14 protein-coding genes and 1 pseudogene are annotated in these 13,336 nt (G+C 66.6%); 6 read left to right on the top strand and 9 right to left on the bottom strand.

The window, feature by feature from the left end:
• Positions 1-141: 141 nt before the first annotated feature.
• Positions 142-389: pseudogene (locus KRR26_RS37095) on the bottom strand (IS1182-like element ISStau7 family transposase); the annotation flags it as partial.
• Between the two features lie 589 nt (positions 390-978).
• Positions 979-1,476 (bottom strand): DUF1877 family protein, encoded by a 498-nt coding sequence (locus tag KRR26_RS32245; RefSeq protein ID WP_217081676.1) that lies wholly within the window; start codon positions 1,474-1,476, stop codon positions 979-981.
• Between the two features lie 415 nt (positions 1,477-1,891).
• Between KRR26_RS32245 and KRR26_RS37500 the strand changes: the two genes are divergently transcribed.
• Positions 1,892-2,023: a hypothetical protein gene (locus KRR26_RS37500; RefSeq protein ID WP_268905913.1), complete on the top strand. Its 132-nt coding sequence runs from the start codon at positions 1,892-1,894 to the stop codon at positions 2,021-2,023.
• Positions 2,024-2,088: 65 nt separating this feature from the next.
• Here the strand turns inward: KRR26_RS37500 and KRR26_RS32235 are convergent, their stop codons facing one another.
• The 3 genes from KRR26_RS32235 to KRR26_RS32225 form a co-directional block, all read right to left on the bottom strand.
• A complete protein-coding gene (locus KRR26_RS32235; protein WP_217081675.1) occupies positions 2,089-2,331 on the bottom strand; it encodes a hypothetical protein in 243 nt (80 codons plus the stop codon).
• 343 nt (positions 2,332-2,674) lie between these two features.
• Positions 2,675-3,808 (bottom strand): pyridoxal phosphate-dependent aminotransferase, encoded by a 1,134-nt coding sequence (locus KRR26_RS32230; protein ID WP_217081674.1) that lies wholly within the window; start codon positions 3,806-3,808, stop codon positions 2,675-2,677.
• A gap of 139 nt (positions 3,809-3,947) precedes the next feature.
• Complete coding sequence (locus KRR26_RS32225) at positions 3,948-4,571, bottom strand: dihydrofolate reductase family protein (protein ID WP_217081673.1); 624 nt, start codon at positions 4,569-4,571, stop codon at positions 3,948-3,950.
• Positions 4,572-4,720: 149 nt separating this feature from the next.
• Between KRR26_RS32225 and KRR26_RS32220 the strand changes: the two genes are divergently transcribed.
• The 3 genes from KRR26_RS32220 (at position 4,721) to KRR26_RS32210 (ending at position 6,917) form a co-directional block, all read left to right on the top strand.
• Complete coding sequence (locus tag KRR26_RS32220) at positions 4,721-5,542, top strand: helix-turn-helix transcriptional regulator (RefSeq protein ID WP_158611545.1); 822 nt, start codon at positions 4,721-4,723, stop codon at positions 5,540-5,542.
• 219 nt (positions 5,543-5,761) lie between these two features.
• The gene (locus KRR26_RS32215; RefSeq protein WP_120208989.1) at positions 5,762-6,505 is read left to right on the top strand and encodes an alpha/beta fold hydrolase; all 744 of its coding nucleotides are present in this window, start codon (positions 5,762-5,764) and stop codon (positions 6,503-6,505) included.
• 76 nt (positions 6,506-6,581) lie between these two features.
• A complete protein-coding gene (locus tag KRR26_RS32210; RefSeq protein ID WP_217081672.1) occupies positions 6,582-6,917 on the top strand; it encodes a hypothetical protein in 336 nt (111 codons plus the stop codon).
• 61 nt (positions 6,918-6,978) lie between these two features.
• Here the strand turns inward: KRR26_RS32210 and KRR26_RS32205 are convergent, their stop codons facing one another.
• Positions 6,979-7,959, bottom strand: coding sequence for an alpha/beta fold hydrolase (locus tag KRR26_RS32205; RefSeq protein ID WP_217081671.1), 981 nt, complete (start codon positions 7,957-7,959; stop codon positions 6,979-6,981).
• Positions 7,960-8,099: 140 nt separating this feature from the next.
• Between KRR26_RS32205 and KRR26_RS32200 the strand changes: the two genes are divergently transcribed.
• Both KRR26_RS32200 and KRR26_RS32195 read left to right on the top strand, forming a co-directional pair.
• Positions 8,100-8,972: a helix-turn-helix domain-containing protein gene (locus tag KRR26_RS32200; protein ID WP_217081670.1), complete on the top strand. Its 873-nt coding sequence runs from the start codon at positions 8,100-8,102 to the stop codon at positions 8,970-8,972.
• Between the two features lie 186 nt (positions 8,973-9,158).
• Entirely contained in the window at positions 9,159-10,145 is a 987-nt protein-coding gene (locus KRR26_RS32195) for a methyltransferase (RefSeq protein WP_217081669.1), read from the top strand.
• A 50-nt stretch (positions 10,146-10,195) separates the two neighbouring features.
• Here the strand turns inward: KRR26_RS32195 and KRR26_RS37090 are convergent, their stop codons facing one another.
• The 3 genes from KRR26_RS37090 to KRR26_RS32180 form a co-directional block, all read right to left on the bottom strand.
• Positions 10,196-10,405: a hypothetical protein gene (locus KRR26_RS37090; protein WP_233577343.1), complete on the bottom strand. Its 210-nt coding sequence runs from the start codon at positions 10,403-10,405 to the stop codon at positions 10,196-10,198.
• A gap of 601 nt (positions 10,406-11,006) precedes the next feature.
• On the bottom strand, positions 11,007-11,594 hold the full coding sequence (locus tag KRR26_RS32185; RefSeq protein WP_217081667.1) for an imm11 family protein: 588 nt from the start codon (positions 11,592-11,594) through the stop codon (positions 11,007-11,009).
• A gap of 13 nt (positions 11,595-11,607) precedes the next feature.
• A complete protein-coding gene (locus KRR26_RS32180; RefSeq protein WP_217081666.1) occupies positions 11,608-12,471 on the bottom strand; it encodes an AHH domain-containing protein in 864 nt (287 codons plus the stop codon).
• Positions 12,472-13,336: the final 865 nt, after the last annotated feature.

Below are 13,336 nucleotides of genomic sequence, written 5' to 3'. Positions count from 1 at the left end.
CCACGACCTCAAGCGATGCCGCGCCGTCGCCACCCGCTACGACAAGACGGCGACCTGCTACCTCGCCGTCCTCCACGTCGCGGCCATGGCTCTGTGGCTGCATTAATCAGGGACAGCCCCTAGCGCGCCGAACAGGTCAGGTCACGACGCTCGAAGGTAACGCGCGGCGATTTCGAGGTTTTGGGCGACCGCGAGTCGCCTGATGTCAAAGAGGTTGCGGCGCGTGCCTCGGTCACGGGCCTTCGGGCCCTGGCGGTTGGCGAGATGTGCCGGGCGATGTTCGACGCTGACACGCTTGCGGAGTTGTGCGCAGCCCGGGCGCGACTGCGGACGTGTGCGAAGGCGCTGCTGGAGTCGCTCATCGTGACGCTGCGCCCCTTGCCAGACGCGGTCTGGATTGAGTGTGTCGAGCTTCACGTCGGGCGCGCTCCAGTCGATGTCGAGGCCGTCCTTGATGTTGCGGGTCCGCAACAACGGCGCATCGGCCCGCTGACACATCTTCTCCGTGGGGATTGGGCGGGTGGGCACGGTGGCGAGCGAGAAGTCGTGAGGCATGATGTTCGTGGGGAGATCCAGTTGGTCGAGAGCAGAACCTCGAAACCAGCGATTCGCCGCTCCCGCCCGGCTGCCCGAGGACGCGCAGTCGCCTGACATGAGCGGTGAGCGCCACGCTCTCCCGTCGTCACTGCGAGCAACTACCGGAGGTCTCTGACGCAATCCTCCTCGTCACTGCTCACCGCGCACCGAAACTCGACACCCTCCAATCCATCGTCCGGAGCTGCTGCGCGCTGTGCGCAGCACCCGGCGTGGGGGATACCCCACCTGATTCATTGGCCAGATACGAGCTTCCGCAGGGCGGGCGGAGGGCCGCCCTGCCGCGCATGGGGCCAGAGACAGGTGTGCTTCATCGGGAGCGTCCGGGAACTCAGCGGTAGTCACCGATGACGTTTGCGCGCGACCCACACAATGAGCGGCGAATTAGTCGGTATAGGTCACCAGAGACCGCTCTTTTTTCGCGGCCGCGGCGAAGAACTTCTGGAGTGCCTTGATCTCCGCGATGATTTCCGCGGCGGCCTCGTTGTTGTCAGAGCCTTCGAGCACGCACTCCTCATCAACCTCTTCCGTGTCGCGCAGCTCATCAAAGTCAGCCTTCTTGATCGCGGACTTGATCTTCGCGAGCTCGACCTTGGTGAGCGCCGCGCTCAGCCTGGCGACGGTCGCGGCGGTGGTGAGCGCGAAGCCACCGCTCTCCACGGACTTCGCCTTGACGTGCTTCTCTCCGCCCAGAACGGCGCTGAGCGGGTGCTTCTTCGCAGGGTACGCGGCGCCGGTGAGGAAGTAGTTGATCGAGGTGTAGAGCTGCGTCGCGAGCTGCTCACCCGCGGGCTTGTCGAGCGAGGTGATCGTGTCGGGGGCCTTCTTGAGCGCGGCGACCTCCGCATCGGTGAGCATGTATATCCATGTGACCATTGCCATGTCAGAAGCTCCTATTGAACGTGCAGCCTGGCGCTCAGCACGCTACCTCGCGCGTTGGAGCTTGGCAGCCACATTCTCGAGCGAGATCGCTCCGCTTCACGTTCCACTCGTGAGCCAGCGTTGACCGATCACGCGAGGGTGTTGCGCTAGCCAGCGGCGTGAAACGCCGTCGTCGCCCGTCGAAGGTGGCCCCCTATCGTTCGGGCGTCGCGGCTTCGCGGGGGCATGTCAGCCCCACGCGCAGGCTCTCGGCGCTCGTTTACACTCGGCGTCGCCGGCGAGGTCGGGCGCCGGTTCCTCACGGAGCGCGAGCCGTGCGCTTCAAGGACCACGTGGACACGCGCGTCCAACGCGTCGACCGGGGTGACACGCTCGATGACCTCGCAGGCCGCTACTTCGCGACGCTGCCGCGCGCATGCGACTTCTGGTGGGGCTCGCCGATTTCCAGCCGACCCTTGAGTTCGACGTTGGCCGGCGCCTCTTCGTGCCCGGCTTGCGCGTCCTGACCGATGTCATCCTCAGTGAGCGCCGGAGGTTCGACGCATGACCCCATCCAAGGTGAGCGATCGCAGCGAGCCCGGCGAGCGCATCATGGATCCGGCGAACGAGCGCTCACCGAGCGGCGAGCCACTGAACCTCGACGAGCGCATCATCGCGTTCACGGCCGAAGACGCCGAGAAGAAGGCCGACCAGGTCTCGCTCCAACTCGACAACTGCGGATTCGCGCTGGTCGAGCGCGACGAACTGACCGGTGGCGCGACGCTCGAGGTCTCGTGGGGCCCCGGGCAACATGGCATCGCCGCGCCGGGGGGGCGTGAAGAAACTCAAGGGAAGCAGCGCAGTCAACCTGTCCACGCGAGCAGCTCAAGCCCAGTCCTGGGCGCAGGTGGCCAAGGACCTGGACAGGACCCGCAGTGTGCTGGAGACCTGGGTGCGGCCGGCAGAGTGGACGCGAGCGCGCGAAGCTTGCCTGCTGTCAGTGTTGCGGAGGGGTTGAATCAGGCTGCTTCGACCTGCTGCTCCGGGTTGGAGCGGCGAGACTTGCAGGTGATGCGGACGCGCAATCTCTTTCGCACGAGGATGTCTGCGATCGCGGACGCCGCAGCGCTGTTGTCGAATCCCCCGTGCTGGAGATTCCAGAAGGAAGGTGCTGGGGCTGGACGCCGAGACCTGGGCGCAAGCTGCCTGATGGACTGGGTCAGGCCTTCAGTGAGGCCCGCAGAAGCGGCGCGAGGGTGCGCATCTCCTCCACCGTGCCGAGCGTCAATCGCAACGCCGAGACGTCCGCGGGGATGGGGCGGGTGGGCACGGTGGTGAGCGAGAAACCGTGCGGGATGAATCGCGCGGGGAGGTCCAGTTGGTCGGCGCGCAGGGCAATCCACAGGAAGTTCCCGTGGCCCGCGGCGTACTTCATCCCCGTCTCGTCCAACACCGCGGTGATGATCTTGCGCGACTCCGCGTTGAGCTTCCGCATGCGCGGGACGAACGCCTGGTCCTCCAGGCTGGCATACGCCGCGGCGAGCCCCGTGGAGTTGATGAGGCCCATGCGGAGTTCGAGCAGGCGCTTCACCACGGCGGGCTGCGCCAGCGCGTAACCGATGCGCATGCCGGCCAATCCATAAATTTTGGAGAAGGTCCGCGAGATGATGACGTTCCTTCCCGCGCGAACGAGGTCCACCATGGAGAGGCCCGGTGCGGGCTCGACGTAGTGCAGGTAGGCCTCGTCCACCAGCACGGTGCTTCGCGCCGACACGGACTCGCAGAAGGCGCGAAGCCGGGCCGAGTCGAGGAGGGTCCCCGTGGGATTGTTGGGATTGCACACCAGGACGAGCCGCGTGTCCGCGTCCACCGCGGCCTCCATGGCGGCGAGGTCGTGGACCTGGTTCTCGTCGAGCGGAACGCGGTGCACCTTTCCGCCGATGCGCTCGGCGTAGACGGGCAGCACGTCATACGTCGTCTTGGCGCACACGATGCGGCCGCCACCCGCGGCGTACTCCGCGGCGGCGCAGGTCAACACCTCGATGGAGCCCGAGGTGAGCAGGACATGCTCCGGCGTCAGGCCCTCCAGGTCGGCGATCCGCTGCTTCATCGCGTTGAGGGTGTCGAGCGAGGCGTAGCGACTGCTGAGGGATTGCGACTCGCGGATGGCGCGCTGCGCTCCCTCGCAGGGGCCATAGCGGTTCTCGTTGGAGAAGAGGCGGACCGGATCCGCTCCGATGCGAGGGCGGGACGGGGGGGCGGCCAGGGCGAGCCGGGGGTTCAGCGCGAGGCTCGCGGTGGTGGCGGCGGCCCCGGTGAGAAGGGCTCTGCGGGTGGCGACGAAGTCGGGCACGGTGCTCCTCCTTGTGCCGAGAGGGGATGGGCTCGGCGCGGAGGAACGCTACGTGTGGCGCGCGGCGCGCAAGGGCTCGCATCGGTGACGGGATGCGGGCGTCGGTGAGTGGTGCGAACTCACCGGTGAGGCCGTGGGCCTACTTCCTCCGGACCGTGTAACGCAGGTGGGAGGCGCGGGGGGAGGGCAGGGTGTCCACGAGTTCGAGCGAGAGGCGGTCCGCGTCGAGGCCATCGAACAAGCGAAGCCCCGTGCCCAGGAAGCATGGCGCCACCGTGAGGTTGAACTCGTCGACCAGCCCGGCGTTGAGGGACTGGACGATGAGGTTCGCGCCTCCCGAGATGCGGACGTCCTTGCTTCCCGCCGCCCCGCGTGCGCGACGCACCGCCTCCTCGAGGCCGTCGTTGACGAAGTAGAAGGTGGTGCCGCCCTTGCGCACCCAGGGCGCGCGGACTTCGTGGGTCACGACGAAGACCGGTGAGTGGAAGGGGGCCTCCTCGGGCCAGTGGCGCTCGCCCTCCTCGAACATTCGCTTGCCCATGACGTTGGCGCCGATGCGCTGAAACGTCTCCTCGACGTGCTGGTTGTCCACGCCCGTCTCCCCTCCGTCACCGAGATGCAACAGCTGTCGGAAGGCCCGCTGCGAGAAGAGCCACGCGTGCAGCATGGGGCCTCGGCCGCCGATGGGATTGTCCGGGCCTCGGTTGGGGCCCGCGAGGTAGCCATCGAGGGAGACGGTCACATCGAAGAACACTCGGCTCATGGACAGGGCTCCTGGGTTCCTGGGGCCGCGCTTCACTTCGCGCGCTGGATTCTCCCAACAGACTCCCTTCCGGCTCGAAACTCATCGGTCGGGCTCGAAGAGTTCGCCGGGGTTGCAGAGACCCGGGGACCCTTCGCATGCTTCCCGCCATGGCGGTCTCTCGTGCCGGGCACCCACGTGGCTCTCTGTCGGTACAGCGCTCGGTCATCGCTCCGGGGGCTGGGCTCGCGCTCGCCCAGGTGACCGGGCACCGTGACGAGCCCGCGCATGTGCACGCGGTGGCGCATCTGGGCTTGTTCCTGGGGGGGCACTACGAGGAGCGCCATGGCCGAGCCCCGGGCCCGCGCGCGCCCTTGAGCGTGAGCTTCCATGCGCCGGGCGAGCGCCACGGTGGACGCTATGGAGACGCGCCCGCGCGCTTCCTGCTCGTGGAGATGAGTCCGGCCTGGGCGCTCTCGCAGGGCCTCTCGCTGGAGCGCTGGGAGCCCGTTGCGGTCGAGCGGACCCGCGCGCTGCCGCGGCTGCTGTCGCGCATGGGGCGCGAGTTGATGCTGTCGGACTCGGTCAGTCCGCTGGCCCTGCATGCCTTGCTGTTGGAAGCGATGGTGGAGGTCTCCCGTGCGCAGCGTCCACGGCGGGGAGCACCCCCTGTCTGGTGGGTGCGAGCGCGCGCACAGGTGGAGGCGTGCTACCGCGAGCCCTTGTCGGTTTCGGCCGTGGCCGCCGCGGTGGGCGTGAGCCCTTCGGAGCTGGCGGGAGGGTTCCGTCGCTGGTGCGGTGTGGGAATGGGCGCCTATGTCCGGAGGCTCCGCGTGGAGTTCGCGGCGCGTGCCCTGGTCGAAGGTGACGCGAGCTTGACGGACATCGCGCTGGACGCGGGGTTCTGTGACCACAGTCACCTGACCCGTGCGTTCAAGGCGCTGATGGGCCGGACTCCCTCGGCCTACCGTGCCGAGCGGCGCCTCGCCTGAGGCCATGCACGTTTGTCCAAGGGGGCACATCCGTCCAAGCGCGCGGGTGCGCGAGCGCGGCAGTCTGTCCTCATGATTCCAAGACAGCGCAGCGCGCGGCCGAGACGGTCAGGTGAGTCCGCGGGGCTCGGGTGGTTGCCCGCATGTCTGGGGATGGTGCTGATGGCTTGCACCCCCGCCAGGGTGGGACCCGCGGCCGTCGCGAAATCAGGAGGACGCATGGAGCGGATGGCGACGCTGGATGAGGGCTCGGGCGGCACGCCGGTGGTGTTCGTGCACTCGCTGGGAGGCAGCGCGCGGCAGTGGGCGGCGCAGGTGCGTCACCTGCGTGCGTCGCGCCGGGTCATCGCGGTGGACCTGAGCGGGCATGGGCGCTCTGCCCCTCCACCGCAGGGGCGTTTCGACCTCGAGGGGCTGGGTGAGGAACTCGCGCGCACGCTGGAGGGATTGGGCGTGCGGCGCGCGGTGCTGGTGGGCCACAGCTTCGGCGCGGATGTGGTCCTCGCCTGCGCCGCGGCGCATCCCGAGCGGGTGGCGGGAGTGTTGCTGGTGGACCCCGTGCCGGATGTGCAGGGATTGGAGGACGCGATGGCCTTCGTGGCGGCGCTGGACTCCGATGCGTACGCACAAGTCTTGGAAGCGTATTGGCAGCAAGCCTTGGCGGGCGCGCGTCCCGAGGTGGCGCGGGAGGTGATGGCACAGCTTCGCGCCACGCCGCGCGAGAGCGTGGTGGGCGGCTTCCGCGCCATGCTCACCTTCGACCCGGTGGTGGCGCTCCGGCGCTACGCGGGCCCCGCGCTGTCGGTCGTTACACCGCCCAACGCCACGCCGCGCAGCCTGCACGTGTTGTCATCGACGCTGGCCCACCAGGTGGTCCCGGGGACCAGTCACTGGCTTCAGATGGACGCGCCGGAGTCCTTCGACACCATCCTCGACACCTTCTTGGCGTCCAGGGCGCGGTGAAACATGGACGAAGGCTTTGCGATGAGACGGAATGTCATGGGCTGACGTCGCACGACGGCCTTGAGTGCTAGCGTGAATGCGTTGTCAGACAGCCCGTGATTGGCTCGGGGCATTCATGCAGACAGGCTTCATCCGAGGGACGGGGTGGCTCGCGTGTGCGTGGGTGGTGGGCTGCGGTGGTGCCCTCGCCGTCGATGACCAGGGGGAGCTGGGCAAGACAGGTCAGGCGGAGATTCAAGACTCTGGGACGAATCTCCCGCCCTGTCCCTCGGGCTACCACTGCAGCACCACCGGAGTCCGTGGCGCGTGTGAGCTGGGCAATCCCCCGGCGTGTGGCCCGGCGCTGCCGCCGTGCCTCACCGGCTTCTATTGCTACGCTGAACCTCGAGGTTGCTGCCGCCCCAGCCCTTGAGTGGGGCTGGGGGTGATGCCAGACGGGCCCGCTCTTCGACGGATGGAGGGGCTCGTCTGTTTCAGTTCACCTTCCACAGACGGAGGGCTTCCTCGGCGATGATGTCGGGGTTCTCCTCCTGGAAGAACAGCTTGCCGCCCGGCACGAAGCGGATGCCCTGGGAGCCGGGGAACGTGCGGTCGAGGTAGTGTGCGTCCGCGACCGGGAAGATGGCGTCGCTCGCGCCCCAGACGATGCGGACCGGGACGTGCGTGCGCTTGAGCTTCGCCTCGATTCCCGCGAGCGGGTTGGGGGTCAGCGCCAGGTGGAAGGCGTGGTACTTCTCCCTGCGCAGCGGCGAGCTCACCATGGGCGCGGCGTAGGTCTCGATGATCTCGTTGGTGAGCTGGCTGGGATGCTCGAACACGCCCGCGCCGAACGTCGCCCGGGCCTTGTCCGGGTTGGTGAGCCACTCCTCGGTCGAGGCCGCGAGCGTCCCCGCGCGAGACATCTCGATGACTGGCATGACCATGGGCGGCGGGCTGTTGGGCTCGGTGTCGCAGTTCGTCAGGAGGAGGGACTTGACCCGCTGCGGGTACTTGACCAGGAAGAGCTGGGCGACCGCGCCGCCGCTGTCACTGGCCACGATGTCGACCTGGGAGACGCCGAGCGAGTCGAGGAAGGCTGCGAGCATGTCGACCTGGTCGGAGGCGGCCACCGGCTGGGACGCGGGGACCTCCGAGTAGCCCAGGCCCATGAAGTCGGGCGCGATGCAGCGCCGGACGTTGCACAACCGGTCGAAGGCGCCGCGCCACTGGAACCCATTGAGGGGGGCGCCGTGGAGGAAAAGGGCCGCGTCACCGCTGCCTCGCTCCACGTAGGCAATCTTTCCGAACGAGAGCGGGGCGAAGCGCCGCGCCGCGCGCCAGGCCGCGGCGTCCGTCACCTGGGCCGCGCTGACGCCGGCCGGGGTGGAGTGTGACTCCGGGTGTGAGGCGCAGGCGCCAAGCGTGCTGGCCGCCAAGGCGATACCCGCGAACTTGAGGAAGAATCGGTGGTTCATGAGGCGTGCTCCAGGGGGGAGAGAACGCGCCAATAGTTGCAGCGAGGTTATTTCGGCGCGCGCATATCTGGCCGTTCGCGGGCACAAACGGATGATCTTCCGTGTTGTGGCCCGGCAGCCCGATTAGGAAGGTTCCTGCGATGACCGATCGACCCTCGTGCTACCCGAGCCTGCCAGCCACGTTGCTGAAGAGCCTTGGTCCGGGGCGCATGCCATTGCTCGACGTGCTCACGTCGCCAGTTCCTTCCGGCCGATTCGACTCGCCGGTGGATGACCGCCATGTGCTCTGCCTGCACGTGGGGGACCCGGTCCCGGTGACGTATCGCGTAGGGACGGCGGAGCGCCAGGGGGCGCGTCTCCACGGCCAGTTCTGCGTGGTGCCGGCGGGGTCGAGCACGCGGTGGACCTTGTCGAGCCCCGCGCGGTCCTTGCTCTTGCGGCTGACGCCCGGGTTGATGCGGGAGGTGGCGGAGACCACCGGGCTGGGGACGCAGGGGGCGGCGTTGGATCCTGCCATCCACATCCGGGACCCGCAGGTCGAGCGCATCGGCTGGATGATGCAGGCCGAGGACCACGACGGCTATCCGGGAGGGCGTCTCTTCGTGGACAGCCTGGCGACGGCGCTGGCCGCGCGGCTGTTCGCGTTGCAGTCCAACGCGGTGGCCCCGGAGCCCAAGCGTCGTCACGCCTTGCCGGCGTGGCGGCTGCGGCAGGTGGTCGAGTACATCGAGGCGCACCTGGACGAGGACCTGACGTTGGCGGAGCTGGCGGGGGTGGCCGGGTTCAGCGTGTCTCACTTCAAGCCACTGTTCAAACAAGCCACGGGGCTGCCGGTGCATCGGTTCGTGTTGGAGCGCCGCGTGGAGCGAGCACGACTGCGCTTGATTGAAGGGCGCATGAGCCTGACAGAGGTCGCGCTGGAGGCGGGTTTCTCGCACTCGAGCCACATGGCCCGCTGCCTGCGTCGCTTCCTGGGCATGAGCCCCACGGAGATCGCCCGGGCGTCACAGTGAACCCGCGGGCGTGAGGGGGGGCGGACAGGGGCAGTGCCGCGCATCACGTCGTCAGGGAGTGGGGGATGGGGCGCATCGGGTGAGTGTCGGGTGTGAGACATCCAGGCCCGCGAGCCTCTGAGCACTGTTGAGAAGTGAGTAGGGTGGCAATCGCAGACAGGGAGAAGCCTGTCGATGGGAGTCATCATGCACGCGATTCCAGCCCCCGCGTTCCTGTTCAATCTGTGCGTCGGATACTTCGCGCCCCGGTGTTTGCATCTCGTGACACAGCTGGGTGTGGCGGACGTCCTGGGAAACACCCCCATGAGCTCCGAGGAGTTGGCGCGGGCCACGGGAGCCCACGCGGACTCGCTGCATCGGATGATGCGGATGCTTGCCGCGCATGGAGTGTTCGAGCGGCGCGGCCACGGGTGGGTACACACGGACTATTCGGAGCACCTGAAGGAGCGCCATCCGCAATCCCAGCGGTCCTTCGTGTTGATGATGGGCAATGACATCAACTGGAGCGCGGCGGGGGTGTTGGGCGGCACGCTCCGGACGGGGGAGACAGCCTGCGACGCGGTGTCACCGGGAGGGCTCTGGCCTTACCTGCGGGCCCGTCCGGACGAGGCGCGCATCTTCGATGCGGCGATGAACAGCAAGTCCCACATGGCCATCGGGGCGGTGCTCCAGGGGATGGACTTCCACCGCTACGAGCACATCGCGGACATCGCCGGGGGCCGGGGCCACATCCTCACGGCGATTCTGGATGCCGCGCCCCGCGCGCGCGGCACGCTGTTCGATCTGCCGGATGTGGTGGCCCACGCATTGACGCATCCGCGGATGAAGGGCCAGGCGGGGGACTTCTTCACGGGGCCGCTGCCGCGCGCGGACGTGTACCTGTTGAGCAATGTCCTCCACGATTGGACGGACCCGCAGGCCATCGCCATCTTCCGGCGCATTCGAGAGGTGGCGCCGCCCCACGCGGAAGTGCTGGTGCTGGAGATGATGCTGCCCGAGGGCTCCGAGCCTCATCCCGCCGTGGCGATGGACCTCATCATGCTGTCGCTGACCGGAGGCCGGGAGCGGACGCAAGGGGAGTACGACATCCTGCTCGCCGAGGGGGGCTTCAAGCTGGACCGCATCATCTCCACGGACAGCCCCTACTCCATCCTGGTGGGCAAGGTGGCGTGATGGACAGGGCGCGCCGGCCGATCGCTGGTGCAGGCTGTTGGGAGCGGCAGCTACGGGTCGAGCGCGAGGACCCAGTCCCCGCGATAGCTGTCGGTCATGGGCATTCGCGCGAGCGGTGGGCAGTAGAGGAATGCCTCGTCGAAGGCGGGAATCCCGGCGCGCTCCGCGAGTCGCAGCAGCGCGAGTCCCTCCATCCAGATGGAGCGCTGAGGGGCGAAGCGGGTGACCGGCGTGGTGAAGAGCTTGGCCTTCTTCTCCACCTCTTCTCCATGGATGAGTAAGGCCGCGCGAAAGGCCGTCACGAAGGCCGCAGAATCGGCATCCAGCAGCGCCCTGGCGCACGCGACGCGGTGGTCGTTCCCCGGGCCGCCCAGCTCTTCAAGAGACTCGGCGCGAGCGAGGGCTGAGTCACGTGTTCCGGGGCCGACGAGTGCACAGAGGAGCTGGGCCTGAGCGTGCTCGGTTCGGTACTCCTCGTCAGGATTCCAGCGCTTCTCAGAGAGCGCTACCAGTTGTTCTGCGAGCGCCCAGTCTCCTGCGGCAACGGCTCCTGCGAGAGGCGTCGTGTGTCGAGAGGCCGGTAGGAGGAACTCCTTCGCACGAAGGGTTTTCAGCAGCCGACGCCAGTTCTCTCCTGCTCGGCACAGGTTGAGGAAGAAGCCCTGCGGGTTGCCATCGACCAGCAGGGTGGCGACTGCGATGACGTGGAAATGGACGCACAGTTCGTCCACGTCGCGAATGAGTGACTCTCGGTTGGCGAGAGGGTCGAATGAACGCAGCAGCCGTTGGACGGCCCGCCCCGAGTCATTCCGAAGTGCGGCAAGTCGAGTCACCTCGTGCTCCCCGTGGCGTGCGCGATTCCTAGCCCACGGCCATTTCGTTGTAGCCGTTGGCTGGAAGTGCCTTCAGCCCAGTCACGCCCGCCTTCTCAAGAGCCTCGAGCACGCGACCTGAGACGAGGATGAGCTCCATCATGTGCTTGGCGCGGAAGATGTCTGCCTTGGGGTCGATCTGATTCTCAGTCAGCACCAGGCTCTTCATCCTCGCGATGTCCGTCTTCACGAGGTTGCTCATCCGATACTTCGACTTCTCCATGTCAATGGCATCCTGAGCACCCAGGACATTGAGAATGCCGTATCCCTCGGCGATGGGGTTCCATTGATGGTCGCACATCGTGAGAGGTAGAAACTCCACGTTCTCGACCTTCAACGCGTCGAGCACTTGCTTGACCCGAGAAGAGACGAGCAGCACCCCCACCGTATTGCGGACGAAGTCATAGACCTTGCGTCGATCCGGGAAGTGGTCGGAGAAAGAGACCTTGCCGCCGGACGGGAACTGCCGCCCCAGTGGCTCTCCGGCATTGAACTTCCACTGGGTCGGGCTCTCCTTGGGAAGCGCATCGATGATGCCGCCGTCCGCTGACTCTGCCTTCAGGATCCAGTAGTTCATGGGTGTTCGCTTCCTACCAGAGACTGCCCCAGTCGTATTGGGTCGTACCGTCCTTGTTCGCATGGCGAACGTGCTCGGAGCCCTCCCCCGTAAAGCGCACGCCCGCGACCTTGGCCGCGACAATCGCCCGACTCAACTCGACGAGAAAATCCCAGGAGTCCTCTTCAAGAGCCTTCAGTTCCTCGAACATCAGTTCGGGGAGGTCTCCATGGTCCTTGATGCTGTCGATGGTTTGCTGGAGTTTGGCGGACAGCTTTCGCATTTCGTCCATGATCCGCAAGGTGTAGGCGGCATGGTCGCTGGGATGGCAGATGAGTGCGTGGACTGGCACAGCCCAGTCCTCGGACGGTAGATTGATGACGTTGTGGCCGTGATTGATGTTGTATTGGGATACGAGAATCAGCCGAATCTGCTTGTAGGTGAATGCGGGCTTCCCATCCTTCAGCTCATAATAGAAGGCGGAGCCTGGGAGCATGTGATGTGCTTCCCAAGGATAGGGATATTGCTGGGTAAAGGTCGGATTGAAGTTCTCTTTCGGTCCCCCGGGAAACTCCGCTCGCTCCTTCACCAGGTCTCGGATTTCCTCGAGATGGGCATGGCTGAAGTCACGGTAGACGCCTCGCCCATTCTGGGCCTTGAGGTACAGATAGCCGCGCCGCGCGTAGTTGTCCCCTTTGGCCAGGAGGCCCTTCAGCGGTGCATTCGGGTCGATGTGTCCATCGGCGGGCGCTGGAGCCTCGTCCTTCTTTTTCTTCTTCTTTTCCTCTTTGGCCTTCGAGCGCTTCTCGTCCTTGCGCTTGGCATTGCGCTTGTAAATGTCGTTGAGCCGCTTGGCCAGGTCCGAATTGGGCTCGTGACGAGCTTCACCCGTGCTCATGATTTTGCTCCCCGATGGAGAGGGCGGGGGGCCGCCGACAGAAGGAATGCTGCGCGGCCAGCGTCATCCGCACAAGACATGACGAGGCAGGACGTCGCAGGGGCGTAGCCGCGCTCCAGTCCACGTATGGCCAAGCAAGCCCCCACCGCACCGGAGGCTGCTCCTACCTCGCCAAAACCGATGGCCGGATACCATGTCGGCGGCGCCTCGAATGTGAGCCCCAGCGTTCGGAGTTGAATCAACGCCACTCCCCATTCCCGCGCGCGCCACTCCTCACCATTGTGGTCGCTCACCAGCAGAGGCGTGCCTTGAAGGGGGCCGTCCGCAGCCAGCGCAGTTCGAGCGCATTCTGCGAGTGCCCGTCCGTCCGAGGGCTTGTCGGCGCCACGTGGGAATGGCTCGCTCCCCGTTCGTATCGCGCGGAGTTCCACCGTGGGTTTGCTGCGAGACTCATTCGAGGATGGCTCTGTCGTGAGCAGGAGGGCGGCTCCTGCCTCGCCAGGGACCAGCCCAGTGGGGCGCGCGGGCGACTTCAATCGTTCTTCGCTTGCGAGTGAGTGAAGCGTGCCTTCCTCCACGAGGCAATCGAGCCCCATGACCACGCAGGACTTCATGCTCCGATGCATCAGCTCCGCCTGTGCTGCGTGGAGCGCCTGGGCGAAGGCGATGTGTCCACCGCCAAAGAAGCGCAAGGGGCCCTTCCAGGTCAGCCCCAGGTTTCGCAGGCTCTGCTTCAGTATTCGCGTCCCCAGTTCATCCAGACGGTCCTGGAGCGACTCGTCCAAGTCACCGAGTTCGAGTCCTCGCTCCCGCGGATCTGGGAGTGCGAAGAAGAAGCCGGTGTTCGACGCGAGCGTCGCGAGGT

Origin of the sequence: Citreicoccus inhibens, from assembly GCF_019039035.1 — a bacterium.
In the GTDB taxonomy this organism is placed as follows: Bacteria; Myxococcota; Myxococcia; order Myxococcales; family Myxococcaceae; genus Citreicoccus; species Citreicoccus inhibens.
This window is presented reverse-complemented; position numbering and strand designations above follow the sequence as displayed.